Here is an 18,990-nt window from a genome sequence, read left to right as displayed (position 1 = left end):
TGTTAAAATCAGATCAGGACTTTGCCATGAGCCAGACCATCAGCTGGGATGATTTCGAGAAAGTCGACATCCGGACCGGAACTGTGATTGCAGCGGAAGCGTTTCCCCAGGCGCGCAAGCCGGCCTACAAGCTGGTGATCGATTTCGGGCCGGAGATCGGTGAGAAGAAGTCTTCCGCGCAGATCACCGTGCACTACACGCCCGAAACGCTTGTTGGACGTCAGGTGATGGCGGTGGTCAATTTCCCGCCCAGGCAGATTGGCCCGTTCATGTCGGAAGTTCTGACCCTCGGTTTTGCCGATGACAATGGCGATATCGTGCTTGCATCCATCGACAAAACCGTGCCCAACGGCGCACGGTTGATGTAGCCCGGAGCCAAAGTCCCGGGTCCCGGATTGCCCTTGCTTCAGACCGGCAGCCGCACCGTCGCGCGCAGGCCGCCCATGGCGCTGTCAGAGAGCATGACGTCGCCGCCATGGCTGCGGGCGATGTCGCGCACGATGGCCAGGCCGAGGCCTGAACCGGTCTCATCCTGGTTGCGGGCTTCATCGAGGCGGTAGAAGGGCCTGAACACATCCTCGCGGGCATCGATCGGGATTCCCGGCCCATCATCGTCAATGGCGATGGTCAGCCATTTGCCGCGGTTCTGTGCGTGGATGGTGACTTCGTCGGCATGACGGCAGGCGTTGGAGACCAGGTTGGTCAGCAGCCGGTCAAACGCGTTCGGCCTGACATTGATGTCATCGTCACCTTCCACCGTCACACTGACATTGGCGCCGCGCAGTCGGCCGTCGGCGGCGACCTTTTCAACGGTCGTCTTGAGGCTCATCACGCCCACATCCTCCTCGGCCTCGCCGCGGGCAAAGGAGAGGTAACTGTCGAGCATCGACTGCATGTCGTCGATGTCCTTGTTGAGCGCGTCCAGCTCCGGCCCGTCGCTGACCAGCGCCAGTTGCAGCCGGAAGCGGGTGAGGATGGTGCGCAGGTCGTGGCTGACGCCCGAGAGCATTGCCGTGCGCTGTTCGATCTGGCGCTCGATGCGCTCGCGCATCTTGATGAATGCAATGCCGGCGCGGCGCACTTCATCAGCGCCGCGGGGACGGAAATCGTCGGGCATGCGCTGGCCCTTGCCGAAACTCTCCGCGGCCTGGGTCAGTTTGAGGATCGGACGGATCTGGCCGCGCAGGAACAGGATCGCGATCACCAGCAGCACAAGCGAGGTGCCGACCATCCACAAAAGGAAGATATGGGTGTTGGAAGCGTAGGCCTGGCTGCGTTTGGCGAAGACCCGGAGGATGCTGTTTTCGAGCTTGATCCGGATCTCGACAATGTTGGAATTGCCCACCGTGTCGATCCAGAATGGCAGCCGGATCTGGCGGGTGATTTCCTCGGAAAGGGTCTGGTCGAGAATCGAAAAGAACGGTTTCGGCCGTGGCGGTGGCAGGTCGCCGGCGGGCTCGATTGCAACCGACAGATCCAGCCGTTCGCGTGCGATCCGGATCATCTCGTCCTGGGCGGTCTTGTCCGGGAAGCTGTTGATCACGTCGATCGTGGCCGCGATATCGCGGGTCACGGCCATCGACAGCCTCTGGGTCACCGTCTGCCAGTGGCGTTCCATGAACACGAAGGCGATCACCGATTGCAGCAAAACCATCGGGATGATGATGATCAGCAGCGCACGGGCGTAGAGCCGGGTCGGAATCCTTTTGGTGAACCAGCGCGTGAAGCGGCGTAGCCCATTGGGCGGATAACGCTCGTACTCACGGCGAATAGAGTCGATGCTGGCCATGGCTCCCAACCTCCCGCCCTGCGGATAGTCCTGTTCGCCCGTGGTTATAAACAAGCTGAAGCCGAATGGGTAGCGACAAGCGGCGGCATGCCAGCATGTTGCCGCGCGGATCATCTGGGTTTCAATGCAGCATCTGTTGGACAGATTATGCAAAGAGCTTGCAAATTCGGCGAATACCCCCACTTAATCGGGACTGTTCTGGGAGGAGCATCACGCATATGGAACGACCTTGGACTTCTTTTTACGGGCCATCCGTCCGTGCGCAGATCGATGAATTGCCGTTTCGCAATCTCGGTGATCTGGTCAGCCACACCGCCTCGGTCTATGGCGACGCACCCGCATTCACAGTCTGTCTTCCCAATGGAATGAATGGAACCCTGAGCTTCCGGCAGGTCGACGAGATGTCGAGCGCGCTTGCCGCCTATCTGCGCGAGGTCGCGGGTCTTGAGGCCGGGGACCGGGTGGCCCTGCAGGCACCCAACGGCCTGCCGTTTCCGGTGATCGCCTTTGGCGTGTTCAAGGCGGGCTGCGTGCTGGTCAATGTCAATCCGCTCTATACGGCCGAGGAGATGGCCAGGCAATTTGCAGACTCCAAGCCGGCGGCGCTGGTGATTGTCGACATGTTTGCCGACAAGCTGCCCGAGGCGCTCAAGGGCCATCACATCCCGACGGTGATTGTCACCCGGGTGGCCGAGTTCATGCCTATGCTGCCGAGGATGATTGTCGGCGCGGTCCAGAAATACTGGGACAAGACCATCCATCCGGTGGATGTGGCGCATATCCGGCTGCCCGACGCGATTGCCGCCGGAGCCGCCCGGCGGGATGAGGGAAAGATCGGCGCGGGATCCTACACCGCTTCCGTCGACCCCGATGACATCGCCTGTCTGCAATACACCGGCGGCACCACCGGGGTGTCGAAGGGCGCGATGCTGTCGCATCGCAACATCATCATGAACATGGCGCAGACCATGGAGATGATCAGTGGTGTGAAGAAGGGCGAGGAAGTGGCTCTGACGGCGCTGCCGATGTACCACATCTTCGCGTTCACCGTGAACCTTGTCGGCTTCTACTGGCTTGGTGCGCGCAACATCCTGATTCCCAATCCGCGGCCGTTGTCCAATCTCAAGCGGGCGTTCGAGAACTACAAGATCACCTGGATGAGTGGCGTCAACACGCTGTTCAACGGTCTGTCGAACGAGATCTGGTTTCTCGACACCCCACCCAAGCATCTCAAATTCGCATCCGCTGGCGGCATGGCGCTGCAAAAGGCGGTTGCCGAGCGATGGGAAGAGATCACCGGAAAGCCGGTTCTGGAGGGCTACGGGCTGACCGAATCTTCGCCGGTGATCACCTTCAACCCGCTGGGGCGGACCCGCAGCAACTCGATCGGCGTGCCTGTGCCTTCAACCGACGTGGCCTGCCTGGATGGCGATGGCCAACCGGTGGCGCCGGGGGAGGTGGGCGAGCTTGCAGCGCGCGGGCCGCAGATCATGCTGGGCTACTGGAAGCGGCCCGAGGAAACGGAAAAGACCATCAAGGACGGCTGGCTGCTCACCGGCGACATCGCCACCATGGATGCTGACGGCTATTTCCGGATTGTCGACCGCAAGAAGGACATGGTGCTGGTGTCGGGCTTCAACGTCTATCCCAACGAGATCGAGGACTGCCTTGCTGCCCATCCGGGCATTGTCGAGTCCGCTGTGATCGGGGTTCCCGACGGCGCCGCGGGCGAGGCGGTGAAGGCCTTTGTCGTCAGCCGCGATCCTGCGCTGACGGTCGAGGACATAAGGGCGCACTGCAAGGCGCATCTGACCGGCTACAAGGTGCCAAAGCTGGTCGAGTTCCGCGATGAGCTGCCGAAATCGAATGTCGGCAAGATCCTGCGCAAGGATTTGCGCGTGGAGCATCCGGTCGAGACTTCGCAGGTTGCAAACGCTTAGGACAAGCCATGGTGGTCCCTGAGTGCTTTGGTGCTCAGCGGATCGAACAGAAACGACCGGCTTTCAGGGAGGAACCATGGTCGGACCTTTGGAACAGGCAATTCTCGCCCTTATGATCTTTGTGATCATGCTTGGCATGGGCGCGTCGCTGACCCCGCGCGATTTTGCATTGGCGCTGAAGCGGCCCTACGGACTGATCATCGGGGTCGCGTCGCAATATGGCTTCATGCCGTTTATCGCCTTCCTGCTGGCGATCAGCCTGCCGGTGCCGGATTCGATCAAGATCGGCATCCTGATCATGGGCTGCATGCCCGGGGGAACCACGTCAAACATCTTCACCTATTTCTCGAAGGGAAATCTGGCGCTGTCGGTTCTCATGACCGTTAATTCGACCGTCTTCGGCGTGGTGTTGATCCCGCTGGTGCTGGTGCTCTATGCGGGGGCGCTCGATTTGCAGATCCCGCGCGAGAACATCATCGCGACGCTGGTGCTGCTGCTGGTGCCGGTGGCAATCGGCATGGGCCTTCGCAAACTCAACGCCAATACCGGGGCGGTGACGGAGTTTCTCGGTTCGCTGCTCGCCATCATCTTCATTCTGTTTCTGATCGTGTCCTGGATTCCAAGAAACTGGGACTTTCTGATGACGACATCCTGGGCCACCTATTTCGGCGCCATTGCGCTTGGGTTGTTCGGATTTGCCATTGGCTACGGGTTTGCGTCGCTGCTCAAGCTGCATCCGCGTAGCGCCCGCACCATTGCATTGGAAACCGGCATTCAGAACGGGCCGTTGGCGATTGCCATCATCGCCTTTACCTTCTCCGGGACCGAGGCGCAGGCGGTGATGGCGGTGCCGGCACTCTATTCGCTGTTTATCGTGCTGAGCTCGACCATGCTGACCTTCTGGTTCCGCCGGATCAACAGCGCCGGAGAGCAAAAACTGCCTGACGGTCTGCTCTGACACCTGGCCATGCATTAGCGGCCGGTTGCCGGAACAAAGGACATGAAAAAACGGCCCGTGCAATGTGCACGGGCCGTTTGGTTTACGGGACGGCCTGTTGAGGCCGAAGACCGATCAGGCGGCGCGTTTGGTCTGCGATACCTGGGTCAGGCTTGACGAGACCTCGAACCGGCCGATCATGCGCGTCAGGCTTTGTGCGCTCTCGGCCAGGCGGTGCATGACAGCGGTGGATTCTTCCACCATTGCTGCGTTCTGCTGGGTCACCTGATCCATCTGGTTGACAGCGCCGTTGATCTCGCTCAGCCCGGTTGTCTGTTCGCGGGTTGCGGTGGCAATCGATGCGATGTGATCGTTGATCGCATTGACCTGCTCGGAGATCTCGCCCAGGGCTTCGCCGGTGTTGTTGACCAGTTCCACTCCGCCGGACACGGCCTCACCGGATTTGGTGATCAGTTCCTTGATGTCCTTTGCTGCGGACGCTGAGCGTTGGGCCAGTTCGCGCACTTCCTGTGCCACGACTGCGAAGCCCTTGCCGGCTTCACCGGCACGTGCTGCCTCCACACCGGCATTGAGCGCCAGCAGGTTGGTCTGGAAGGCGATCTCGTCAATCACGTTGATGATGTTGGAGATTTCGCCCGATGCCGTTTCGATGCGCGCCATGGCGTCAACGGCATTGGAGACAACCTTACGGGAGTTCACGGTGCTGGCCTGTGCGTTTTCGGCCATGCCGCGGGCTTCTTCTGCACGGGTGGCAGCACTGCGCACGGTTGCGGTGATTTCATCCAGTGCGGCCGAAGTTTCTTCCAGCGAAGCGGCCTGCTGCTCCGTGCGGCGAGAGAGATCGTTGGATGCATCGAGCATTTCCGCTGCGCCTGCATCGATCTCGCTGGTTTCGCTGCGCAGTTCCGCCATGGTCTGGCTCAGACGCTCGACGGTCTGATTGAAGTCGGTGCGCAGCGTTTCCAGTTCGCCGGAGAACGGAGTGTCGAGGTGAACGGTGAGGTCGCCGTTCCTCATGGCGCTCAGGGCGGTACCGAGCTGGGTGACTGCGGCCTGAACTTCATGGGACTGGGCGGCTTTCTCGGCTTCGCGGCGTTGCCGTTCGGCCTCAACCTGCTGGCCAGACTGAGCAGACTGTTGTTCCAGCTCCAGTTTTTCAACAGCACCCTCGCGCAACACTTCCAGAGCGCGTGCGAGTGCGCCGATTTCGTTGCGGCTTTCGCGGCCGGGAACTTCGATGTCGAGGTTGCCTTCCGCCAGGTTGGCTGCAACGCTGGTGAGCTTGGGAATAGGTCCGAGAATGGACTTGTTCACAAAGACAATGATTGCTGTTGCGATGGCCAGGACAAGTGCGGAGACGATACCGATCGTGGTTGTGATCTCGCCGGAAATGGCATCAATGTCAGCGGACCGCACACCTGCGTAGAGGATGCCGATCGTGTCACCAGCAGGGGAGAAGATGGGCTCGTAGATGGTGTAGTAGGGCGTTCCCAGGATCACCGCTTCACCGCGGAAGGTCTCGCCCTTTGTGAGGACCGGATAAACCGCACCCTTCTGCCCCAGTGGCGTGCCGACTGCGCGGTTGCCATCGGGCTTGATGATGTTTGTGGTCTTGCGCCAGAAATCCTTGCTTTCGGGATCCCATGCAAAAATCGTTGCCGTCTGGCCTGTCATCCGGCCAACGGTGTCGATCATTTCGTGGCTTTCGTAGTCGCCCGGGATGGTGTCCATCACGATGCGATCAACGTTGCCGTCTTTCGCCCAGGTGACCGTTGTGCCCGGAACATCACGCTCAACGATGGTTGCGGCGGTGCGCAGGCTGGTGTTCTGGCTGGTGATTGCCTGATGCTGGATCTGGCCGCTGATGTTGCTGGAAACAGCCAGAGTTACGGCGGCGAGTGCGATCAGCAGAATGCTGACGGCCATTACTGTTACGGTCTTGACCAGACCGAATCGTGAGAAGAGTGTCATGGATACCCCCAAAATCTAATAGGGGCAAAAATAAGGTGCGAAAGGTTAAAGCAATCTCTCGCCAGAAAGTGGTTTTTTACCGATGTTTTTTAGGGGGGTACGCTTCAGCCGGTTGTCTCCACGCTCAGGCGGTAGCCGATCCCACGAACAGTCTGTAGCCAGATCGGGTTTGCGGGATCGTCTTCGATCTTGCGCCTCAGGCGGTTGATCTGCACATCGATGGTGCGCTCCCCGATTTCGGTGTCGCCGCCGGCAAGCTCATGGCGCGGCACCGTCTCGCCGGCGTTCTCGGCGAAGGTGACCATGATTTCGCGCTCACGGTCGGTGAGCCGGACCTGTTCCCCGGACTTCTTCAATTCACGTCGCGCAAGCACGAATGTGTAGGGGCCGAACACCACCTGTTCGATCTTGGGAACGCCGGGCTGCCCGCCGCGCTTTAGGATGTTGTTGATCCTGAGCACCAGTTCGCGGGGATTGAAGGGCTTGGCCAGATAGTCATCCGCACCCGCCTCGAGACCGTCGATGCGCGCGTCACCCTCGGCCAGCGCCGTCAGCATCAGGATCGGCACGGTCTTGATTTCACGCAATGAGCGGGTCAGTGACAGCCCGCTTTCGCCGGGCATCATGACATCAATGACAAGAAGATCGAAATCGATGCCCTCGAGCTTTCGGCGGGCCTCGCTGGCGTCCGCCGCGGTTGTCACACGAAAGCCCTGGTCCGTAAGATAGCGCGACAGCAGGTCGCGAATGCGGGTGTCGTCATCAACAACAAGAAGATGTGCAGCGTCATCGCTGAGTGTTTGCGTGGTCATTCGGATTACCCCTCCTGCTTGCTGTCACGGCTCTCGAGTTCGCTTCCGGTCCCCGGCTCGATCATCCCTGACAAAAACTCCGAAACGGCCTTGCGGCCCTCGGCGTCGAGATTTTCAAGTGCATTGGCGATGCGGCGAGACTGTGGCCGTGCCAGTGCGAGTGCAAGCTCGCGGCCGCGCTGGGTGGGAAAGAGCCGCCGCTGGCGGCGGTCCTCGGGCCCCGCAACCTGTTCGATATAGCCTGAGTCGATGAGCTGCTTGAGGACTCTGGCCAGGGACTGCTTGGTGATCTTGAGAGTTTCCAGCAGGGCGGCGACTGTCAGTCCGGGCTCACGGTTGACAAAGTGAACCACGCGGTGATGGGCGCGTCCGAAGCCATACGTGTCGAGAATGGCATCGGGATCGGAAATGAAATCGCGATAGGCGAAGAACAGCAGCTCGATGATCTCGAAGTCTATGCCCTCGTCTTCCCCCATGGGGGTTTCCAGAACTCCGGTGGAACCTGCACGGATTGCGCCAGTCTGGCTCATTGCGACTTTTCCTTTCGAATATGTCAGTCATGTTGACATAATTTGGCGCAATTGTTAGCGTCGATCCGTGCGCGCGGCAAGTTTGCCCGGCCCACCGGCTTGCCATTGACCGTCTTCTGCGTGAAGTTTCGACGCGCGACCGGTGCTAAGCAAGGCCGGTTTCAAACAATTACCGAGTGTGGCGGGAAACCGCCTGGAGGAAACACGATGGCGTCCGTGCCTTTTGACCAGCTTGACGGCGAAATCTGGTACAATGGTGAATTCGTTCCGTGGCAAGATGCGAAGATGCATGTGCTCAGCCATGGTTTGCATTATGCCAGTGCCGTGTTTGAAGGCGAACGCGCCTATGGCGGCGAAATCTTCAAGCTGACCGAGCATACCGAGCGACTTCACACATCCGGCGAGATCCTCGGCTTCAAGATCCCCTTCAGCGTTGCCGAGATCGATCAGGCCTGCATCGAGCTTCTGGCGCGGCAGGGGCTCGAGGATGCCTATGTGCGCCCGATTGCCTGGCGCGGTTCGGAGATGATGGGCGTTTCGGCCCAGAAGAACCGGATCAATCTGGCCATCGCGATCTGGCAATGGCCAAGCTATTTCGATCCCGAACAGCGTATGAAGGGGATCAGGCTGGATATGGCCGAATACCGCCGTCCTGATCCGATGACGGCACCGTCGCGCTCCAAGGCTGCGGGCCTTTACATGATCTGCACCCTGTCCAAGCATCGCGCGGAAGAACGCGGCTATGCCGATGCGCTGATGCTGGATTGGCGCGGCCGGGTGGCTGAAGCCACCGGCGCCAACATCTTCTTCGTCAAGGACGGCAAGATCCACACACCGACGCCTGACTGTTTCCTTGACGGCATCACCCGCCGTACCGTGATCGCTCTTGCAAAGCAGCGCGGTTACGAGGTGATCGAGCGGGCAATCCTGCCCGAGGAACTCGAAGGCTTCGAGCAATGTTTTCTCACCGGGACCGCTGCGGAAGTGACGCCGGTGTCTGAGATCGGCCCTTACACATTCACCGTTGGCGAGATTACCCAGAACCTGGTCAATGACTATATGGCCGAGGTTCAGCCCAAGCGCGCTGCGGCGGAATAGATTTTTCCTGATTGCATGAAAAAGGCGGCGTTTCCGAAAGGAGCGCCGCCTTCTTGTTTGTACGTGACGTCCGGTCCCTATTCGGCGGCGTCGGTGAACACGCCGCGGCGGATCTGGTCTTCCTCGATGGATTCGAACAGGGCGCGGAAGTTGCCTTCGCCAAAGCCCTCGTCACCCTTGCGCTGGATGAACTCGAAAAAGATCGGCCCGATCACTGTCTTGGAGAACACCTGCAGCAGAATCTTGGTGATGCCGCCTTCGATCACGCCTTCGCCATCGATCAGGATGCCGTGCTTCTTCATCCGCTCGATGGGCTCGTCATGGTCATGCACACGGGTCTTGGAAAGATCGTAATAGGTGTCGGGCGGGCCGGGCATGAATTTCACGCCCTTGTCGGCGATCCAGTCGGTGGCGGAATAGATGTCGTCTGTGCCCACGGCGATGTGCTGGATTCCCTCGCCATTGTATTTGCGCAGATATTCCTCGATCTGGCTCTTGTCATCGGTGGATTCATTGAGCGGGATGCGGATGCGGCCGCAGGGCGAGGTGATGGCGCGTGACACCAGCCCGGTTAGCTTGCCCTCGATGTCGAAAAAGTGGATCTGCTTGAAATTGAACAGGTCACGGTAGAAATCCCACCACTTGTCCATGTTGCCGCGGATCACATTGTGGGTCAGGTGGTCGAGATAATAGTAGCCTGCGCCTTTGGGCTTCGGGTCGCGTTCGCCGAGCCATTCGAAGTCTGCGTCATAGGCAGAGCCGGAGTCGCCCCAGGTGTCGACGAAATAGAGCAGCGAGCCGCCAATGCCGACGATGGCCGGCACATCGAGCGTCTTGTCGTCGCCGGTGTATTCCTCAGCCCCCTTCGAGACGGCGTGGGCAAGTGCCTGTTTGGCGTCGGCGACGCGCCAGGCCATTGATGGCGCGCAGGGGCCATGGATCTCGACAAACCGGTCTGCGAAGGAGCCTTTTTCGGCATTTAGGATGTAGTTGATGTCACCCTGGCGCCAGATGGTGATGGCCTTCTCACGGTGGCGGGCGACCGGGGAATAGCCCATGCGGGCAAACAACTCTTCGAGCTTCTCGGGCTCGGGATGGGCGAACTCGACAAATTCGAAACCGTTGGTGCCGGCCGGGTTGTCGGCCGAGATTTCTGCGCGCGGTGCATCGTGCGGGAACGGACCCATTCTGTCTCTCCTCTTGTCGTCGCCGGGATCATCAGTGCCCGCGCTTGTTGACTGATGCGCATGATGCGTCATATTTGCTGCAAGGTGCGTGCAATCCGTATGTGTTTAGCCCTAAATGCGCACGAAACGTGTAGATGTAAGTGAAGAATGGAGAATTATGTGCATCTGGATGAGTTTGACCGGAAAATGCTCAGGCTGTTGCAGCGGGATGGCCGGCTGACCAACAACGAGCTTGCCCATGAGATCAATCTTTCGGCCTCGCAATGCTCGCGGCGGCGCAGCCGGCTTGAGGATGAGGGCTTCATCAAGGGGTACCGTGCCGATCTCGACCGGGACAAGCTCGGCGTTGGCATTGTCAATCTGATCACGGTGACGCTGGCGACGCACAACCGCGACAATGCGCAGCGCTTCGCGCGGCTGATCGACAGCCTGCCCGAGGTGCTGGAGGCCTATTCGCTGACGGGCGAAATGGACTATATCCTGAAGGTGGTGACGCCGGACCTGCGCAGCCTGTCGGCCTTCGTCAGCGATGTGCTGTTGCCTCATGAATCGGTCCAGCACGTCAAGACGGCGATTGTGCTCGATACGCTCAAGGAGGGCGGCGGCCTGCCTGTCTGATCCGGGCTGGTGATCAGTTGCCGGGTGGGCTGGATGCATTGCGGGGGTGACATCGGAGCGCAGTACGTCCACCTTGCGCAGACTGAGTCGAAGCCAGACGGGATCTTGATCATGGGCAATTTGCGCGCGGGAATCATTCCCGTCACCCCATTCCAGCAGAATTGTACGGTGCTGTTTGATGAGGACACCAAATCCGGCGTGGTGATTGATCCGGGCGGTGACGTTGACGTGATCCTGCAAACGATCAGCGAGAACGGCCTGACCATCGAGGCGATCTGGCTTACCCATGGGCACATCGATCATGCCGGCGGTGCCGACGAATTGTGCGAGACGCTTGGCGTGAAGATCATCGGTCCGCACAAAGACGATGTCCCCCTGCTTTCCGGGCTCGAAGACCAGGCCAGGATGTTCGGGCTCGATATGGAGGTGCGCAATGTCACGCCGGACCAATGGCTTGAGGACGGGGAAAAGGTGTCATTCGGTGCCCACGAATTCGAGGTCTATCACACGCCGGGGCACGCGCCGGGCCATGTGATCTATTTCAACCGCGCACAGGGTTTTGCGCATCTGGGTGACGTGCTGTTTGCGGGCTCGATCGGGCGCACCGATTTGCCGGGCGGCGATCACCAGACCCTGATCAACTCGATCCGCGACAAAGTGCTGCCGCTGGGCGATGAGATCGGTTTCATTTGCGGCCACGGGCCCGGCGGCAAGATCGGCGATGAGCGGCGCACCAATCCTTTCCTGAAGGACATCTGACCCGTCTGCGGCGGATTTGGCCCGCAGCCCCAATGAAAAACCGGCCGCCGCGGGTGCGGGGCCGGTTGTTTGAGTGTGGCTGCGGGATTCACAGCCTGCTTCGGGCTTAGCGCACGACGCAGAAGTGATCGCGTCCGTCATAACCGCGGTATGTGCCGGTCGAAGCGTTGAAGGACCGGTACTTGTTGGAGCAGTAACGGAACCAGGACTGGGTCCACGGCTCGAAGCTGCCACCGCCATTGACAACCCGGGGCTGGCCGTAGTGACGCACATTGGGGGCAGGGCGGTGGATCACCCGGGGACTGTTGTGGCTGTTGGCAATCGCGCCGCCGATAATAGCGCCAACGCCGAGCCCGATGATGCCAAGTGTGACAGCGTCCTTGTTGCTGTGACCACGGTAGACATGGCGCTGTTTGCCATGACCACGATAGTTGTGGTGCTTCCAGCTTCTGTGTTTGTAGCTGCCGTTCGTTTCACGCTGCCAGGCATCGCTGTCGCCGCCCGCATGGGCTACCGAAACGAGTGGTGTGAAGGCGGTGGCAGCTGCGAGCAGGGTGATGCTCAGTGTTTTAGCAGTGCTTTTCATCGAAACATCCTTTCGGGTTTGACGGATCCGTTTGCTCGATGGCTTGCCCGTCTTGTCTGCAAACCTAGTTCTTCGAAGCTGAACGGTAGCTGAACACGATCTTAGCACATCGGGAACCGTCAGGCACGGCTGGGTCTAATACCGAGACTTGGTACAAAGCGTGCTGGCGGACACGAAAAAGCCCGGCGTCCCTGCGGCGCCGGGCTTTCGCTGATTCAGATGCGAGTGGCTGTCAGGCCAGGCGCAGGTTCACGGCCTTGGGGCCTTTTCCGCGGCGATCAGGTTCGGTGTCGAAAGAAACCTTCTGGTTTTCTTCCAATCCGGTCATGCCGGAAGCCTGAACGGCTGAGATGTGAACAAAAATGTCGGCGCCGCCATTGTCAGGCTTGATGAAGCCAAAACCTTTGTCGACGTTGAAGAATTTTACGGTACCAGTTTCGGCCATGCTGTCAGGTCCTTTGATTGCCTTCCGGAGTTTGTGGGGTTTTCCGGTCAGCGAGCATCATGTCATATCCCGCATTTGCGCGGGGGTTATGGCAGGCAGTTCTCGAAATGTATGGAAAGGTCCTGATTTTTAGCGACTTTGAGCCTTCATATCCTTGGATATGAGGCTTTTCATCCCAGCCGCCCGAAGGTTTTTGTGCGTCTTCGGTTCGCATGTTTCTGGTCTTCCCGTGTTCGCAAATTGCCCGAACATCCAAAAGATGCTTGTTTTGTGGGAAATTGGCAAGCAAAACTTTGATGATGCTTGCCTGACCCGGCCGGACCGCGCGGGGGCGATCCGGCCAAGCAATTGCGATTATTCGACGATCGCGATCTCTGTTGCGACGTTGGTGCTGTCGTCAAACATGATCATGACTGTCTTGCCTGCCTCGACGCCTTCCAGCGACACGCCTTCGGCCGCGGTGAAGCTTTCACCGGATTCCAGGGCAACTGTCGCTGTGCCGGCGTCAACAGAACTGACAACGCCTTCGACTTCGCCTGCAAAAGCGGACGAGATCATGGCTGCGGATGCGAATGCGATTGCAACGAACTTGTTCATTGATTTTTTCCATAGGTTGATCACCCGCGTCCTCCGGCCGGCAGGTTTGCCGGGCGATGTCGGAAGCTGCGGAGCAGCGCGCATATGCGCCTGTCCCTGCAACTCCACAAGGGGTGAAAAGATATATTTTTCAGAGCTGTACTTGGCGTAATTTTGCCATGATCAGGTATAAGCGATGATGGTTTTGCGCGCGTGTCGTACAGCCAGTGGGGAAGCCATTGGGGAGCCGCAGATTTGCAGTCCCCGTCCTTGAGATGAGGCGCTATTCCATGATGGCGACGGAGGTCGCGTCGGTGGTGCCGTCATCAAAGGTGATCACCACCTTGCCGCCGGGCTGCAGGCCATCGAGCTGGACGCCGTCGACAAGGCGGAAAGCCTCTCCGCTTTCCAGCACGATCATGCGGGTTGCAGGATCGTAATTGGTGACGACGCCCTCGACCTCGCCGGCGAAGGCCGCCCCGGCCAACGTCAGCAATGATGCGGTTGTGACAATTGTCTTGAACATTGGAATGTCTCCCTGTTTTGCAATTGCGCCGTTAGTGGCGTTTGCAGGGGGAAACTAGGTTGGCCGTGGCATCGAAATCAAATCACTTGGTGTGAATAAACTCAACAAAAACAATGACATATTTACGCCCTATTGTGAATTTTTCGCCTTGTTTCTGACCTGCTTCACAAGCTTCCGGAAGCAAAAGGCTTGGCATCCAAGGGTTTCCCGCAGCCGCGATCCTGCCGTTATTGCGGCGTTGTTGTGGCGCCATACTGGCCGATCCAATCACGCAATGCTGTTTTGGTCAGCTGTTTGAAACGCTGCCATTGGTTTTTTTCATTCGCATCGGGCCGAGCTCGGCCAGCAGGATGGCCAGAAAGATCAGCAAGCCGCCGGCATAGCCGATGCCCGGGATCTGCTCGCCCAGCAGTAGGGCTGCAAATAGGGCGGCGAACAAGGACTCCGTTGAGATGAAAATCGCAGCCTGCGGGGCTGTGGTGTAGCGCTGGCCGATCACCTGCAAGGTGAAGGCGAGACCGGTGGCGATCACGCCGGAATAGAGGATCTCCGGCATGGCCTGCATCAGCATCGCGCTGTCGAACGGTTCGATTGCCAATCCGAGGCCAAGGCCAGGGATTGCGGCAGTCAGATACTGGACAAAGGACAATGTCAGCGGCCGCCCGCTCGGCCCGACAAAGCGGGCGACGAGGATCATCTGGACAGCGAACAGCAGCGCACAGCCAATGGTAAGCAGATCACCGCCATTGAGTGATGTGATGCTGCCACCGGCGAGCATCCAGATGCCTGCGAAAGTCATCAGCACCGCGGGCCAGATGACGGGATGCAGCGGCTGACCGAGCACGAAAAGGGTGATGAAGGGCACAAACACCACATAGAGGCCGGTCAGGAAGCCCGAATTGGTGACCGTTGTCAGGGTCAGGCCCACCTGCTGCAAGGACATGGCCGAGAACAACGCCAGTCCGACGAACACGAACCCACGCAAATGCACGAATGACACCGGGGTTTCCGCCTGTTGTGCTTCGCGCCAGGCAAAGGGAGCGAGCACGGCAGCTGCCACGAGGAACCGCATGCCGATGAAAAGGAACGGGCCGATGCTCTGCATGGCGGTCGATTGCGCCACGAAACCGATGCCCCAGATGGCGCCGGCGAGCAGCAGCAGAAGATTGGCGAGATGGCGCGGCATGGGCGGGTCCGGGAAGCGGTGGTCGGTTGGCTGGCGAGCGCTAACAGGTGCGTCCTGCCGCAGCAAGCCTGTCGTCCCTGAGGGCCATGGCTTAGGGGAGCGTCCGTCAGGGCAATGCAGATGCGTCAGTTCTGCGGGAACAGGGCTTCCAGCCGTTCTCGGTTCTTGCCCAGATCATTGGTGCCCAGCTGTGCCTTCGCATAGGCCATGACGCCAGTGCGTCCATTTGGCAGCGGGCGGGCTTCAATGTGGATCATGTCGGGAAACCGCATGATCGGGGAGTGGGTCACAAAGCGCGCCTTTGCCGGGTTGCTGCGGTCGTCGACGCGGCGCGCCAGTTCATCGCTTGCAAGCAGACGCTGGCTGAGACGCTCAATGACGATCTCCGGCGCGTCGTCAAAAGGTGCGATCAGAAAATCCGGATTTTCGTACAGGCCTTCCGTGCAGGCGAGTGCGTCATTGGCGGTCGAGCTGCGGGGGGCTGTGGTGAAGTCATAGGGGCCCCGGTCGGGCGGTCCGGCCATTTTCTCCCAGCTCTTTTCGGGTCCGATCACATAGAAAAACAACACCGATGCGATGGCGATGAGCATGAGGATGCTCAGGAGAATGGTTTTCAACATCGAGATGCACTGCTTTTATGATTTTCACGGGCGTGACCAAACTGAAAGCCACGCCCACCTATATCAGCAATCAGTCGACTTGGGCAGGCGTGCGCGACAGTCTCAGCACGGCGCCTTTGTCGTCATCGGTGACCATCAGAAGCGCTCCGTCAGGCGCAACAATCACATCACGGATTCGTCCGTAGTCGCCCTTTAGAAAACGCTCTTCTCCAAGCACTTCGCCGGTTTTGGGGTCGAGATCGAGCCTGACCAACATCTGGTATTTGAGGGCTGCAACCAGAAGGTCACCGTCCCACTCGGGAAACATGTCTCCGCGATAGACGGCCATGCCGCCGGGCGCGATCGAAGGGTCCCAGTAATGCACGGGTTGCTCGAAGCCCTCGGCGGCTGTGCCAACACCGATTTCCCCGCCGGAGTAATGGCGTCCGTAGGAAATCACTGGCCAGCCATAGTTCAGGCCGGGTTTTGGGCGGTTGATCTCATCGCCGCCGCGGGCGCCATGCTCGACGGCGTAAAGCACGCCGGTTTTGGAATCAAAATCCATTCCCTGTGGATTGCGGTGGCCTTTGGACCAGATTCCCGGTGCGGCGGATGCGCCCAAAATCGGGTTGTCCTCGGGGATGGACCCATCCGGATTGATCCGCACGACCGCGCCGGCATGGTCACTCATATCCTGCGCGCGGTCGTCTTCGCCACGGTCGCCAATTGTGAAAAACAGCGTCCCATCGGATGCGACCGCGATGCGTGAACCGAAATGGCGGCCACCGCCGCTGAACCGGTTCATCCGGAAGATTTCCTTGACATCGGCGAGCGCACCGCCGTCAGCCGAGAGCCTGGCGCGGGCGATGGCCGTTCCGAGGCCATCCGGCGAGCGGGTGCTGTAGCTCAGGAACAAGGTCCGGCTGTCGGCAAAATCATTGGCGAGTGCCACGTCGAGCAATCCGCCCTGACCCCGGGCGGCGATTTGCGGCAATCCGCTGATCGGGCGTGACAGTGATCCATCACGCAACAGCCTGAGCGAACCGCTGCGTTCGGTCACCAGGAGCGCGCCATCGGGCAGCACTTCGACACCCCAGGGATGATTGAGCCCGGTTGCCAGCACCTCGACATCGACACTGACCTCCTGGGTCGGCACGGTGTCGCGTGCCTGGGCGGGAAGGGCGCTTGCGATCAGCAACAATGCGGCACAGAGGCCGGCGCCTTTTTTGCTCAGAAGCTTGGGGCTGTTGGTGCTTAACTGGTTCTGCATGGCTTCCCTCTTTTGACTATGCCTTCGATATGGTGCGTCAAGTCCGCAGGAAAAGACCCGGACCAAGCGATGGCGCATGACATTGGCAAAAATCCGGATAAACTCCGCGCTCATGGATGAGGCTTATTCGCAGGCTGACCAGAAAATTCGTCAAACTGATGACCGGTCTTCGCGGCGGCTGGTCTGGCGCGCCAGCCCGCTGGCGCTCTTGCTGCCGGGCCTGGCGGTGGCGCTTGGCTATGCGGGGCTGTGGCTCTATCTGATGCAGGCAGGCAGGGCAGACAGCAATCTGGCTCGTGTCAGCCTTCTGGTGCTTGTGATCGGGGTGCCGTGCCTGCTGGCCCATGCCGGTTTGCGGCTTTCGACCACCCGGTTGACGGCGCGTGGAGCCCATCTCGAGGCCCATCCGGGCTTTCCTGCGCGCGATCCGCTGATTGTGGCCTATCCGGCGATCACCGGCGCGAGCGTCAAGCGCGGGCTTTCAGGATGGCTGACGGGGGCGGGGTCTCTCGTCATTGAGCGCGAAACCGGCGCGCCGGTGGTTGTTTCGGGCCTCGGACAGGCGGACGCGGCGCTTGCCGAGGTGAAGGCCCGAAGTCCGGCCCTCAACGGGACCGTTCAGCGGGTGTGAAGATGGTCAGTCCCGGCGGCGGCGCCGTGGACGCGGGCGGTGTTTCGCCGATCATCCCCACGGATGTCTTCGGGACCGTCGAGCCGTAGGCCGATGTGGGGGCGCCGGTCGCGGCTGTGGCCTGACCCACCAGCACAGCCATCAAAGCGAGACAGCCCATCAACGCCATCAAGGCGATGCGGAGGACCGCCTGGTGTTCTTTGGCGGCCGGCTTGAGCCGCAGATAATCGTCTTCCGGAAGCATGTCTGGATCCCCTTGGTTTGGTTCGGGGGACAGATAGCCGGTGTAAATCGGCTTCATTCAGACCGGAATGTGGCGGTGCAGGACAGATCTGGTGTCAACATTGTGTTTCACGCTGTTATGTGGCGTGTTTGCAGCTGATGGTCAAAGCCAACGGCAATCTGCCCTGTCACAGTGTACGTTTGCCAAAGGCCACCGTGCGGCGGCCAAATGACTGCGTGGACTTTGCAGCAGGAGCTGCGTTGCCATGATCTTTGCTGACGGATGCGGGCGGCATGTGCAGCGACGGCATCAGCGGCGGTGCATCAAGCTGGCGGATGCTGTGGCGGGCTTCCTCCCCGTTGTTGGCTTCAGGAAATCTCTCGCCAAAGCTTGTCGGCACAATTTCAGGCCGCGCCAGCGCATATCCCTGCATCAGCTGCACGCCGATCTCGTTGCAGAATGTGATCTGATGCTCTTCCTCGAGCCCTTCGAAAAGGACGGTGATGCCGCGTTCGATAAACTGCTGGACTGACAGTTTCAGAAGCGCCATTCCGGGATGGGTTTCGGTGAATCTGCGGACCCATTCGGCATCGAACTTCAGGATGTCCGGATTGAGATCCGTTACCCTCTGGATGTCGGAATCATCTGCGCCGAAATCATCAACGGCAATCTTGAATTTCCGTGCCCGCAATCCACCGACAAGCCTGTCGAGCGCGGCCTTGTTACCGCTGCCCTGCTCGGTGATCTCGCATACGATGCGGCTTGGAATGAGCCCTGCGCTCAGGGTGATCTCGACCATGCGATCAATTTCGGAACCAATGTCGGCAACGGCATCAAACAGAGCGGGATTGAAGTTGATGAACAAGCGCGCCTTTTTCCGTCCCAGCACCCCCATGTTGAGAATGTGCAACTCTCGGCAAAGCGTATCGATCGTTACCGCGTCCTCAAGAGGCACTCTGGAAAAGAACTCATAGGGAGCAACCGGCCGGCCGCCCTGGCTGGCCCGGATCAGCGCCTCGAAGGCTTCGATTGTCAGCCGCCCGTTGGCTTCCTGGCTGAAGATCGGCTGGAATGCAGAGCGTAGCACAAAGGGTCCATAGGATGTGGTGTAAAATCCCAAGGCGTCTTGAATGAAATGTGGTCTGCTTGCCCCAGTCATTGGGTGCGGGTCTCCGGCCACGGTCCTGTGTTACATCAACCGTAGTCGGCAAAGCTTTCCCGCGCGTTAAGTCTTGGTCCCCTTTCTTGGTGTAATGGAGCTTCCGGCTTGCATCAATGGCGGGGTT

The 18,990-nt window shown here is 59.6% G+C and carries 22 protein-coding genes; 7 read left to right on the top strand and 15 right to left on the bottom strand.

Features of this window, described 5'->3' with window-relative positions:
• The first annotated feature begins 26 nt into the window (after positions 1 to 26).
• Positions 27 to 368, top strand: coding sequence for a tRNA-binding protein (locus HPDFL43_RS16450; protein WP_007198517.1), 342 nt, complete (start codon positions 27 to 29; stop codon positions 366 to 368).
• A gap of 38 nt (positions 369 to 406) precedes the next feature.
• Here the strand turns inward: HPDFL43_RS16450 and HPDFL43_RS16445 are convergent, their stop codons facing one another.
• On the bottom strand, positions 407 to 1,789 hold the full coding sequence (locus tag HPDFL43_RS16445) for an ATP-binding protein (RefSeq protein ID WP_040450400.1): 1,383 nt from the start codon (positions 1,787 to 1,789) through the stop codon (positions 407 to 409).
• 218 nt (positions 1,790 to 2,007) lie between these two features.
• Here HPDFL43_RS16445 and HPDFL43_RS16440 point away from each other — a divergent pair, with 218 nt between their 5' ends.
• Positions 2,008 to 3,729, top strand: a complete 1,722-nt coding sequence (locus HPDFL43_RS16440; RefSeq protein WP_210165606.1) for an AMP-binding protein — start codon at positions 2,008 to 2,010, stop codon at positions 3,727 to 3,729.
• 76 nt (positions 3,730 to 3,805) lie between these two features.
• Complete coding sequence (locus HPDFL43_RS16435; protein ID WP_007198514.1) at positions 3,806 to 4,687, top strand: bile acid:sodium symporter family protein; 882 nt, start codon at positions 3,806 to 3,808, stop codon at positions 4,685 to 4,687.
• A 114-nt stretch (positions 4,688 to 4,801) separates the two neighbouring features.
• Here HPDFL43_RS16435 and HPDFL43_RS16430 read toward each other — a convergent pair whose 3' ends face one another.
• The 3 genes from HPDFL43_RS16430 to HPDFL43_RS16420 form a co-directional block, all read right to left on the bottom strand.
• A complete protein-coding gene (locus HPDFL43_RS16430) occupies positions 4,802 to 6,658 on the bottom strand; it encodes a methyl-accepting chemotaxis protein (RefSeq protein WP_007198513.1) in 1,857 nt (618 codons plus the stop codon).
• Between the two features lie 104 nt (positions 6,659 to 6,762).
• On the bottom strand, positions 6,763 to 7,470 hold the full coding sequence (locus HPDFL43_RS16425; RefSeq protein ID WP_007198512.1) for a response regulator: 708 nt from the start codon (positions 7,468 to 7,470) through the stop codon (positions 6,763 to 6,765).
• A gap of 5 nt (positions 7,471 to 7,475) precedes the next feature.
• Positions 7,476 to 8,000 carry a MarR family winged helix-turn-helix transcriptional regulator gene (locus HPDFL43_RS16420; protein WP_007198511.1) on the bottom strand — a complete coding sequence of 175 codons (525 nt, stop codon included), beginning with the start codon at positions 7,998 to 8,000 and terminating at the stop codon, positions 7,476 to 7,478.
• Positions 8,001 to 8,207: 207 nt separating this feature from the next.
• On the opposite strand from HPDFL43_RS16420, the gene HPDFL43_RS16415 reads away from it, so the two are divergent.
• Complete coding sequence (locus tag HPDFL43_RS16415; protein WP_007198510.1) at positions 8,208 to 9,098, top strand: branched-chain amino acid aminotransferase; 891 nt, start codon at positions 8,208 to 8,210, stop codon at positions 9,096 to 9,098.
• Positions 9,099 to 9,175: 77 nt separating this feature from the next.
• Here the strand turns inward: HPDFL43_RS16415 and hppD are convergent, their stop codons facing one another.
• The gene (gene hppD, locus HPDFL43_RS16410) at positions 9,176 to 10,285 is read right to left on the bottom strand and encodes a 4-hydroxyphenylpyruvate dioxygenase (protein ID WP_007198509.1); all 1,110 of its coding nucleotides are present in this window, start codon (positions 10,283 to 10,285) and stop codon (positions 9,176 to 9,178) included.
• Between the two features lie 147 nt (positions 10,286 to 10,432).
• Here hppD and HPDFL43_RS16405 point away from each other — a divergent pair, with 147 nt between their 5' ends.
• Together HPDFL43_RS16405 and HPDFL43_RS16400 are read left to right on the top strand one after the other, a co-directional pair.
• Entirely contained in the window at positions 10,433 to 10,903 is a 471-nt protein-coding gene (locus HPDFL43_RS16405; RefSeq protein WP_007198508.1) for an Lrp/AsnC family transcriptional regulator, read from the top strand.
• 111 nt (positions 10,904 to 11,014) lie between these two features.
• Entirely contained in the window at positions 11,015 to 11,662 is a 648-nt protein-coding gene (locus tag HPDFL43_RS16400; protein WP_007198507.1) for an MBL fold metallo-hydrolase, read from the top strand.
• Positions 11,663 to 11,768: 106 nt separating this feature from the next.
• Here the strand turns inward: HPDFL43_RS16400 and HPDFL43_RS16395 are convergent, their stop codons facing one another.
• The 8 genes from HPDFL43_RS16395 to HPDFL43_RS16365 form a co-directional block, all read right to left on the bottom strand.
• Entirely contained in the window at positions 11,769 to 12,248 is a 480-nt protein-coding gene (locus tag HPDFL43_RS16395; RefSeq protein ID WP_007198506.1) for a BA14K family protein, read from the bottom strand.
• A gap of 232 nt (positions 12,249 to 12,480) precedes the next feature.
• Positions 12,481 to 12,693 (bottom strand): cold-shock protein, encoded by a 213-nt coding sequence (locus HPDFL43_RS16390; protein ID WP_007198505.1) that lies wholly within the window; start codon positions 12,691 to 12,693, stop codon positions 12,481 to 12,483.
• 354 nt (positions 12,694 to 13,047) lie between these two features.
• Entirely contained in the window at positions 13,048 to 13,290 is a 243-nt protein-coding gene (locus HPDFL43_RS16385) for a DUF1344 domain-containing protein (protein ID WP_040450397.1), read from the bottom strand.
• A 262-nt stretch (positions 13,291 to 13,552) separates the two neighbouring features.
• Positions 13,553 to 13,795, bottom strand: a complete 243-nt coding sequence (locus tag HPDFL43_RS16380) for a DUF1344 domain-containing protein (protein WP_007198503.1) — start codon at positions 13,793 to 13,795, stop codon at positions 13,553 to 13,555.
• Positions 13,796 to 13,877: 82 nt separating this feature from the next.
• Positions 13,878 to 14,048: a hypothetical protein gene (locus HPDFL43_RS22015; protein ID WP_156970309.1), complete on the bottom strand. Its 171-nt coding sequence runs from the start codon at positions 14,046 to 14,048 to the stop codon at positions 13,878 to 13,880.
• A gap of 33 nt (positions 14,049 to 14,081) precedes the next feature.
• Positions 14,082 to 14,981 carry a DMT family transporter gene (locus HPDFL43_RS16375; RefSeq protein WP_007198502.1) on the bottom strand — a complete coding sequence of 300 codons (900 nt, stop codon included), beginning with the start codon at positions 14,979 to 14,981 and terminating at the stop codon, positions 14,082 to 14,084.
• Positions 14,982 to 15,106: 125 nt separating this feature from the next.
• Positions 15,107 to 15,601 carry a DUF1499 domain-containing protein gene (locus tag HPDFL43_RS16370; RefSeq protein WP_007198501.1) on the bottom strand — a complete coding sequence of 165 codons (495 nt, stop codon included), beginning with the start codon at positions 15,599 to 15,601 and terminating at the stop codon, positions 15,107 to 15,109.
• Positions 15,602 to 15,671: 70 nt separating this feature from the next.
• On the bottom strand, positions 15,672 to 16,850 hold the full coding sequence (locus HPDFL43_RS16365) for a PQQ-dependent sugar dehydrogenase (RefSeq protein WP_040450396.1): 1,179 nt from the start codon (positions 16,848 to 16,850) through the stop codon (positions 15,672 to 15,674).
• Between the two features lie 76 nt (positions 16,851 to 16,926).
• On the opposite strand from HPDFL43_RS16365, the gene HPDFL43_RS16360 reads away from it, so the two are divergent.
• A complete protein-coding gene (locus HPDFL43_RS16360) occupies positions 16,927 to 17,481 on the top strand; it encodes a hypothetical protein (protein WP_156970308.1) in 555 nt (184 codons plus the stop codon).
• On the opposite strand, the gene HPDFL43_RS16355 is transcribed toward HPDFL43_RS16360, so the two are convergent.
• Together HPDFL43_RS16355 and HPDFL43_RS16350 are read right to left on the bottom strand one after the other, a co-directional pair.
• Positions 17,456 to 17,725, bottom strand: coding sequence for a hypothetical protein (locus tag HPDFL43_RS16355; protein ID WP_156970307.1), 270 nt, complete (start codon positions 17,723 to 17,725; stop codon positions 17,456 to 17,458). The two genes, HPDFL43_RS16360 and HPDFL43_RS16355, sit on opposite strands and share 26 nt — an antisense overlap.
• A gap of 166 nt (positions 17,726 to 17,891) precedes the next feature.
• The gene (locus HPDFL43_RS16350) at positions 17,892 to 18,863 is read right to left on the bottom strand and encodes an EAL domain-containing protein (RefSeq protein WP_084594695.1); all 972 of its coding nucleotides are present in this window, start codon (positions 18,861 to 18,863) and stop codon (positions 17,892 to 17,894) included.
• Between the last annotated feature and the right edge of the window lie 127 nt (positions 18,864 to 18,990).

The sequence above is a fragment of the Hoeflea phototrophica DFL-43 genome (assembly GCF_000154705.2).
GTDB lineage: Bacteria > Pseudomonadota > Alphaproteobacteria > Rhizobiales > Rhizobiaceae > Hoeflea > Hoeflea phototrophica.
Note: the sequence above shows the minus strand (reverse complement) of the source record. Positions and strands in the feature narration are given on the sequence as shown.

Excerpts from the sequence above, each read along its gene's own strand:
- HPDFL43_RS16450 (WP_007198517.1), top strand. The coding sequence starts at position 27 with ATGAGCCAGACCATCAGCTGGGATGATTTCGAGAAAGTCGACATCCGG.
- HPDFL43_RS16445 (WP_040450400.1), bottom strand. The coding sequence starts at position 1,789 with ATGGCCAGCATCGACTCTATTCGCCGTGAGTACGAGCGTTATCCGCCC.
- HPDFL43_RS16440 (WP_210165606.1), top strand. The coding sequence starts at position 2,008 with ATGGAACGACCTTGGACTTCTTTTTACGGGCCATCCGTCCGTGCGCAG.
- HPDFL43_RS16435 (WP_007198514.1), top strand. The coding sequence starts at position 3,806 with ATGGTCGGACCTTTGGAACAGGCAATTCTCGCCCTTATGATCTTTGTG.
- HPDFL43_RS16430 (WP_007198513.1), bottom strand. The coding sequence starts at position 6,658 with ATGACACTCTTCTCACGATTCGGTCTGGTCAAGACCGTAACAGTAATG.
- HPDFL43_RS16425 (WP_007198512.1), bottom strand. The coding sequence starts at position 7,470 with ATGACCACGCAAACACTCAGCGATGACGCTGCACATCTTCTTGTTGTT.
- HPDFL43_RS16420 (WP_007198511.1), bottom strand. The coding sequence starts at position 8,000 with ATGAGCCAGACTGGCGCAATCCGTGCAGGTTCCACCGGAGTTCTGGAA.
- HPDFL43_RS16415 (WP_007198510.1), top strand. The coding sequence starts at position 8,208 with ATGGCGTCCGTGCCTTTTGACCAGCTTGACGGCGAAATCTGGTACAAT.
- hppD (WP_007198509.1), bottom strand. The coding sequence starts at position 10,285 with ATGGGTCCGTTCCCGCACGATGCACCGCGCGCAGAAATCTCGGCCGAC.
- HPDFL43_RS16405 (WP_007198508.1), top strand. The coding sequence starts at position 10,433 with ATGGAGAATTATGTGCATCTGGATGAGTTTGACCGGAAAATGCTCAGG.
- HPDFL43_RS16400 (WP_007198507.1), top strand. The coding sequence starts at position 11,015 with ATGGGCAATTTGCGCGCGGGAATCATTCCCGTCACCCCATTCCAGCAG.
- HPDFL43_RS16395 (WP_007198506.1), bottom strand. The coding sequence starts at position 12,248 with ATGAAAAGCACTGCTAAAACACTGAGCATCACCCTGCTCGCAGCTGCC.
- HPDFL43_RS16390 (WP_007198505.1), bottom strand. The coding sequence starts at position 12,693 with ATGGCCGAAACTGGTACCGTAAAATTCTTCAACGTCGACAAAGGTTTT.
- HPDFL43_RS16385 (WP_040450397.1), bottom strand. The coding sequence starts at position 13,290 with ATGAACAAGTTCGTTGCAATCGCATTCGCATCCGCAGCCATGATCTCG.
- HPDFL43_RS16380 (WP_007198503.1), bottom strand. The coding sequence starts at position 13,795 with ATGTTCAAGACAATTGTCACAACCGCATCATTGCTGACGTTGGCCGGG.
- HPDFL43_RS22015 (WP_156970309.1), bottom strand. The coding sequence starts at position 14,048 with ATGGCGCCACAACAACGCCGCAATAACGGCAGGATCGCGGCTGCGGGA.
- HPDFL43_RS16375 (WP_007198502.1), bottom strand. The coding sequence starts at position 14,981 with ATGCCGCGCCATCTCGCCAATCTTCTGCTGCTGCTCGCCGGCGCCATC.
- HPDFL43_RS16370 (WP_007198501.1), bottom strand. The coding sequence starts at position 15,601 with ATGTTGAAAACCATTCTCCTGAGCATCCTCATGCTCATCGCCATCGCA.
- HPDFL43_RS16365 (WP_040450396.1), bottom strand. The coding sequence starts at position 16,850 with ATGCAGAACCAGTTAAGCACCAACAGCCCCAAGCTTCTGAGCAAAAAA.
- HPDFL43_RS16360 (WP_156970308.1), top strand. The coding sequence starts at position 16,927 with ATGACATTGGCAAAAATCCGGATAAACTCCGCGCTCATGGATGAGGCT.
- HPDFL43_RS16355 (WP_156970307.1), bottom strand. The coding sequence starts at position 17,725 with ATGCTTCCGGAAGACGATTATCTGCGGCTCAAGCCGGCCGCCAAAGAA.
- HPDFL43_RS16350 (WP_084594695.1), bottom strand. The coding sequence starts at position 18,863 with ATGACTGGGGCAAGCAGACCACATTTCATTCAAGACGCCTTGGGATTT.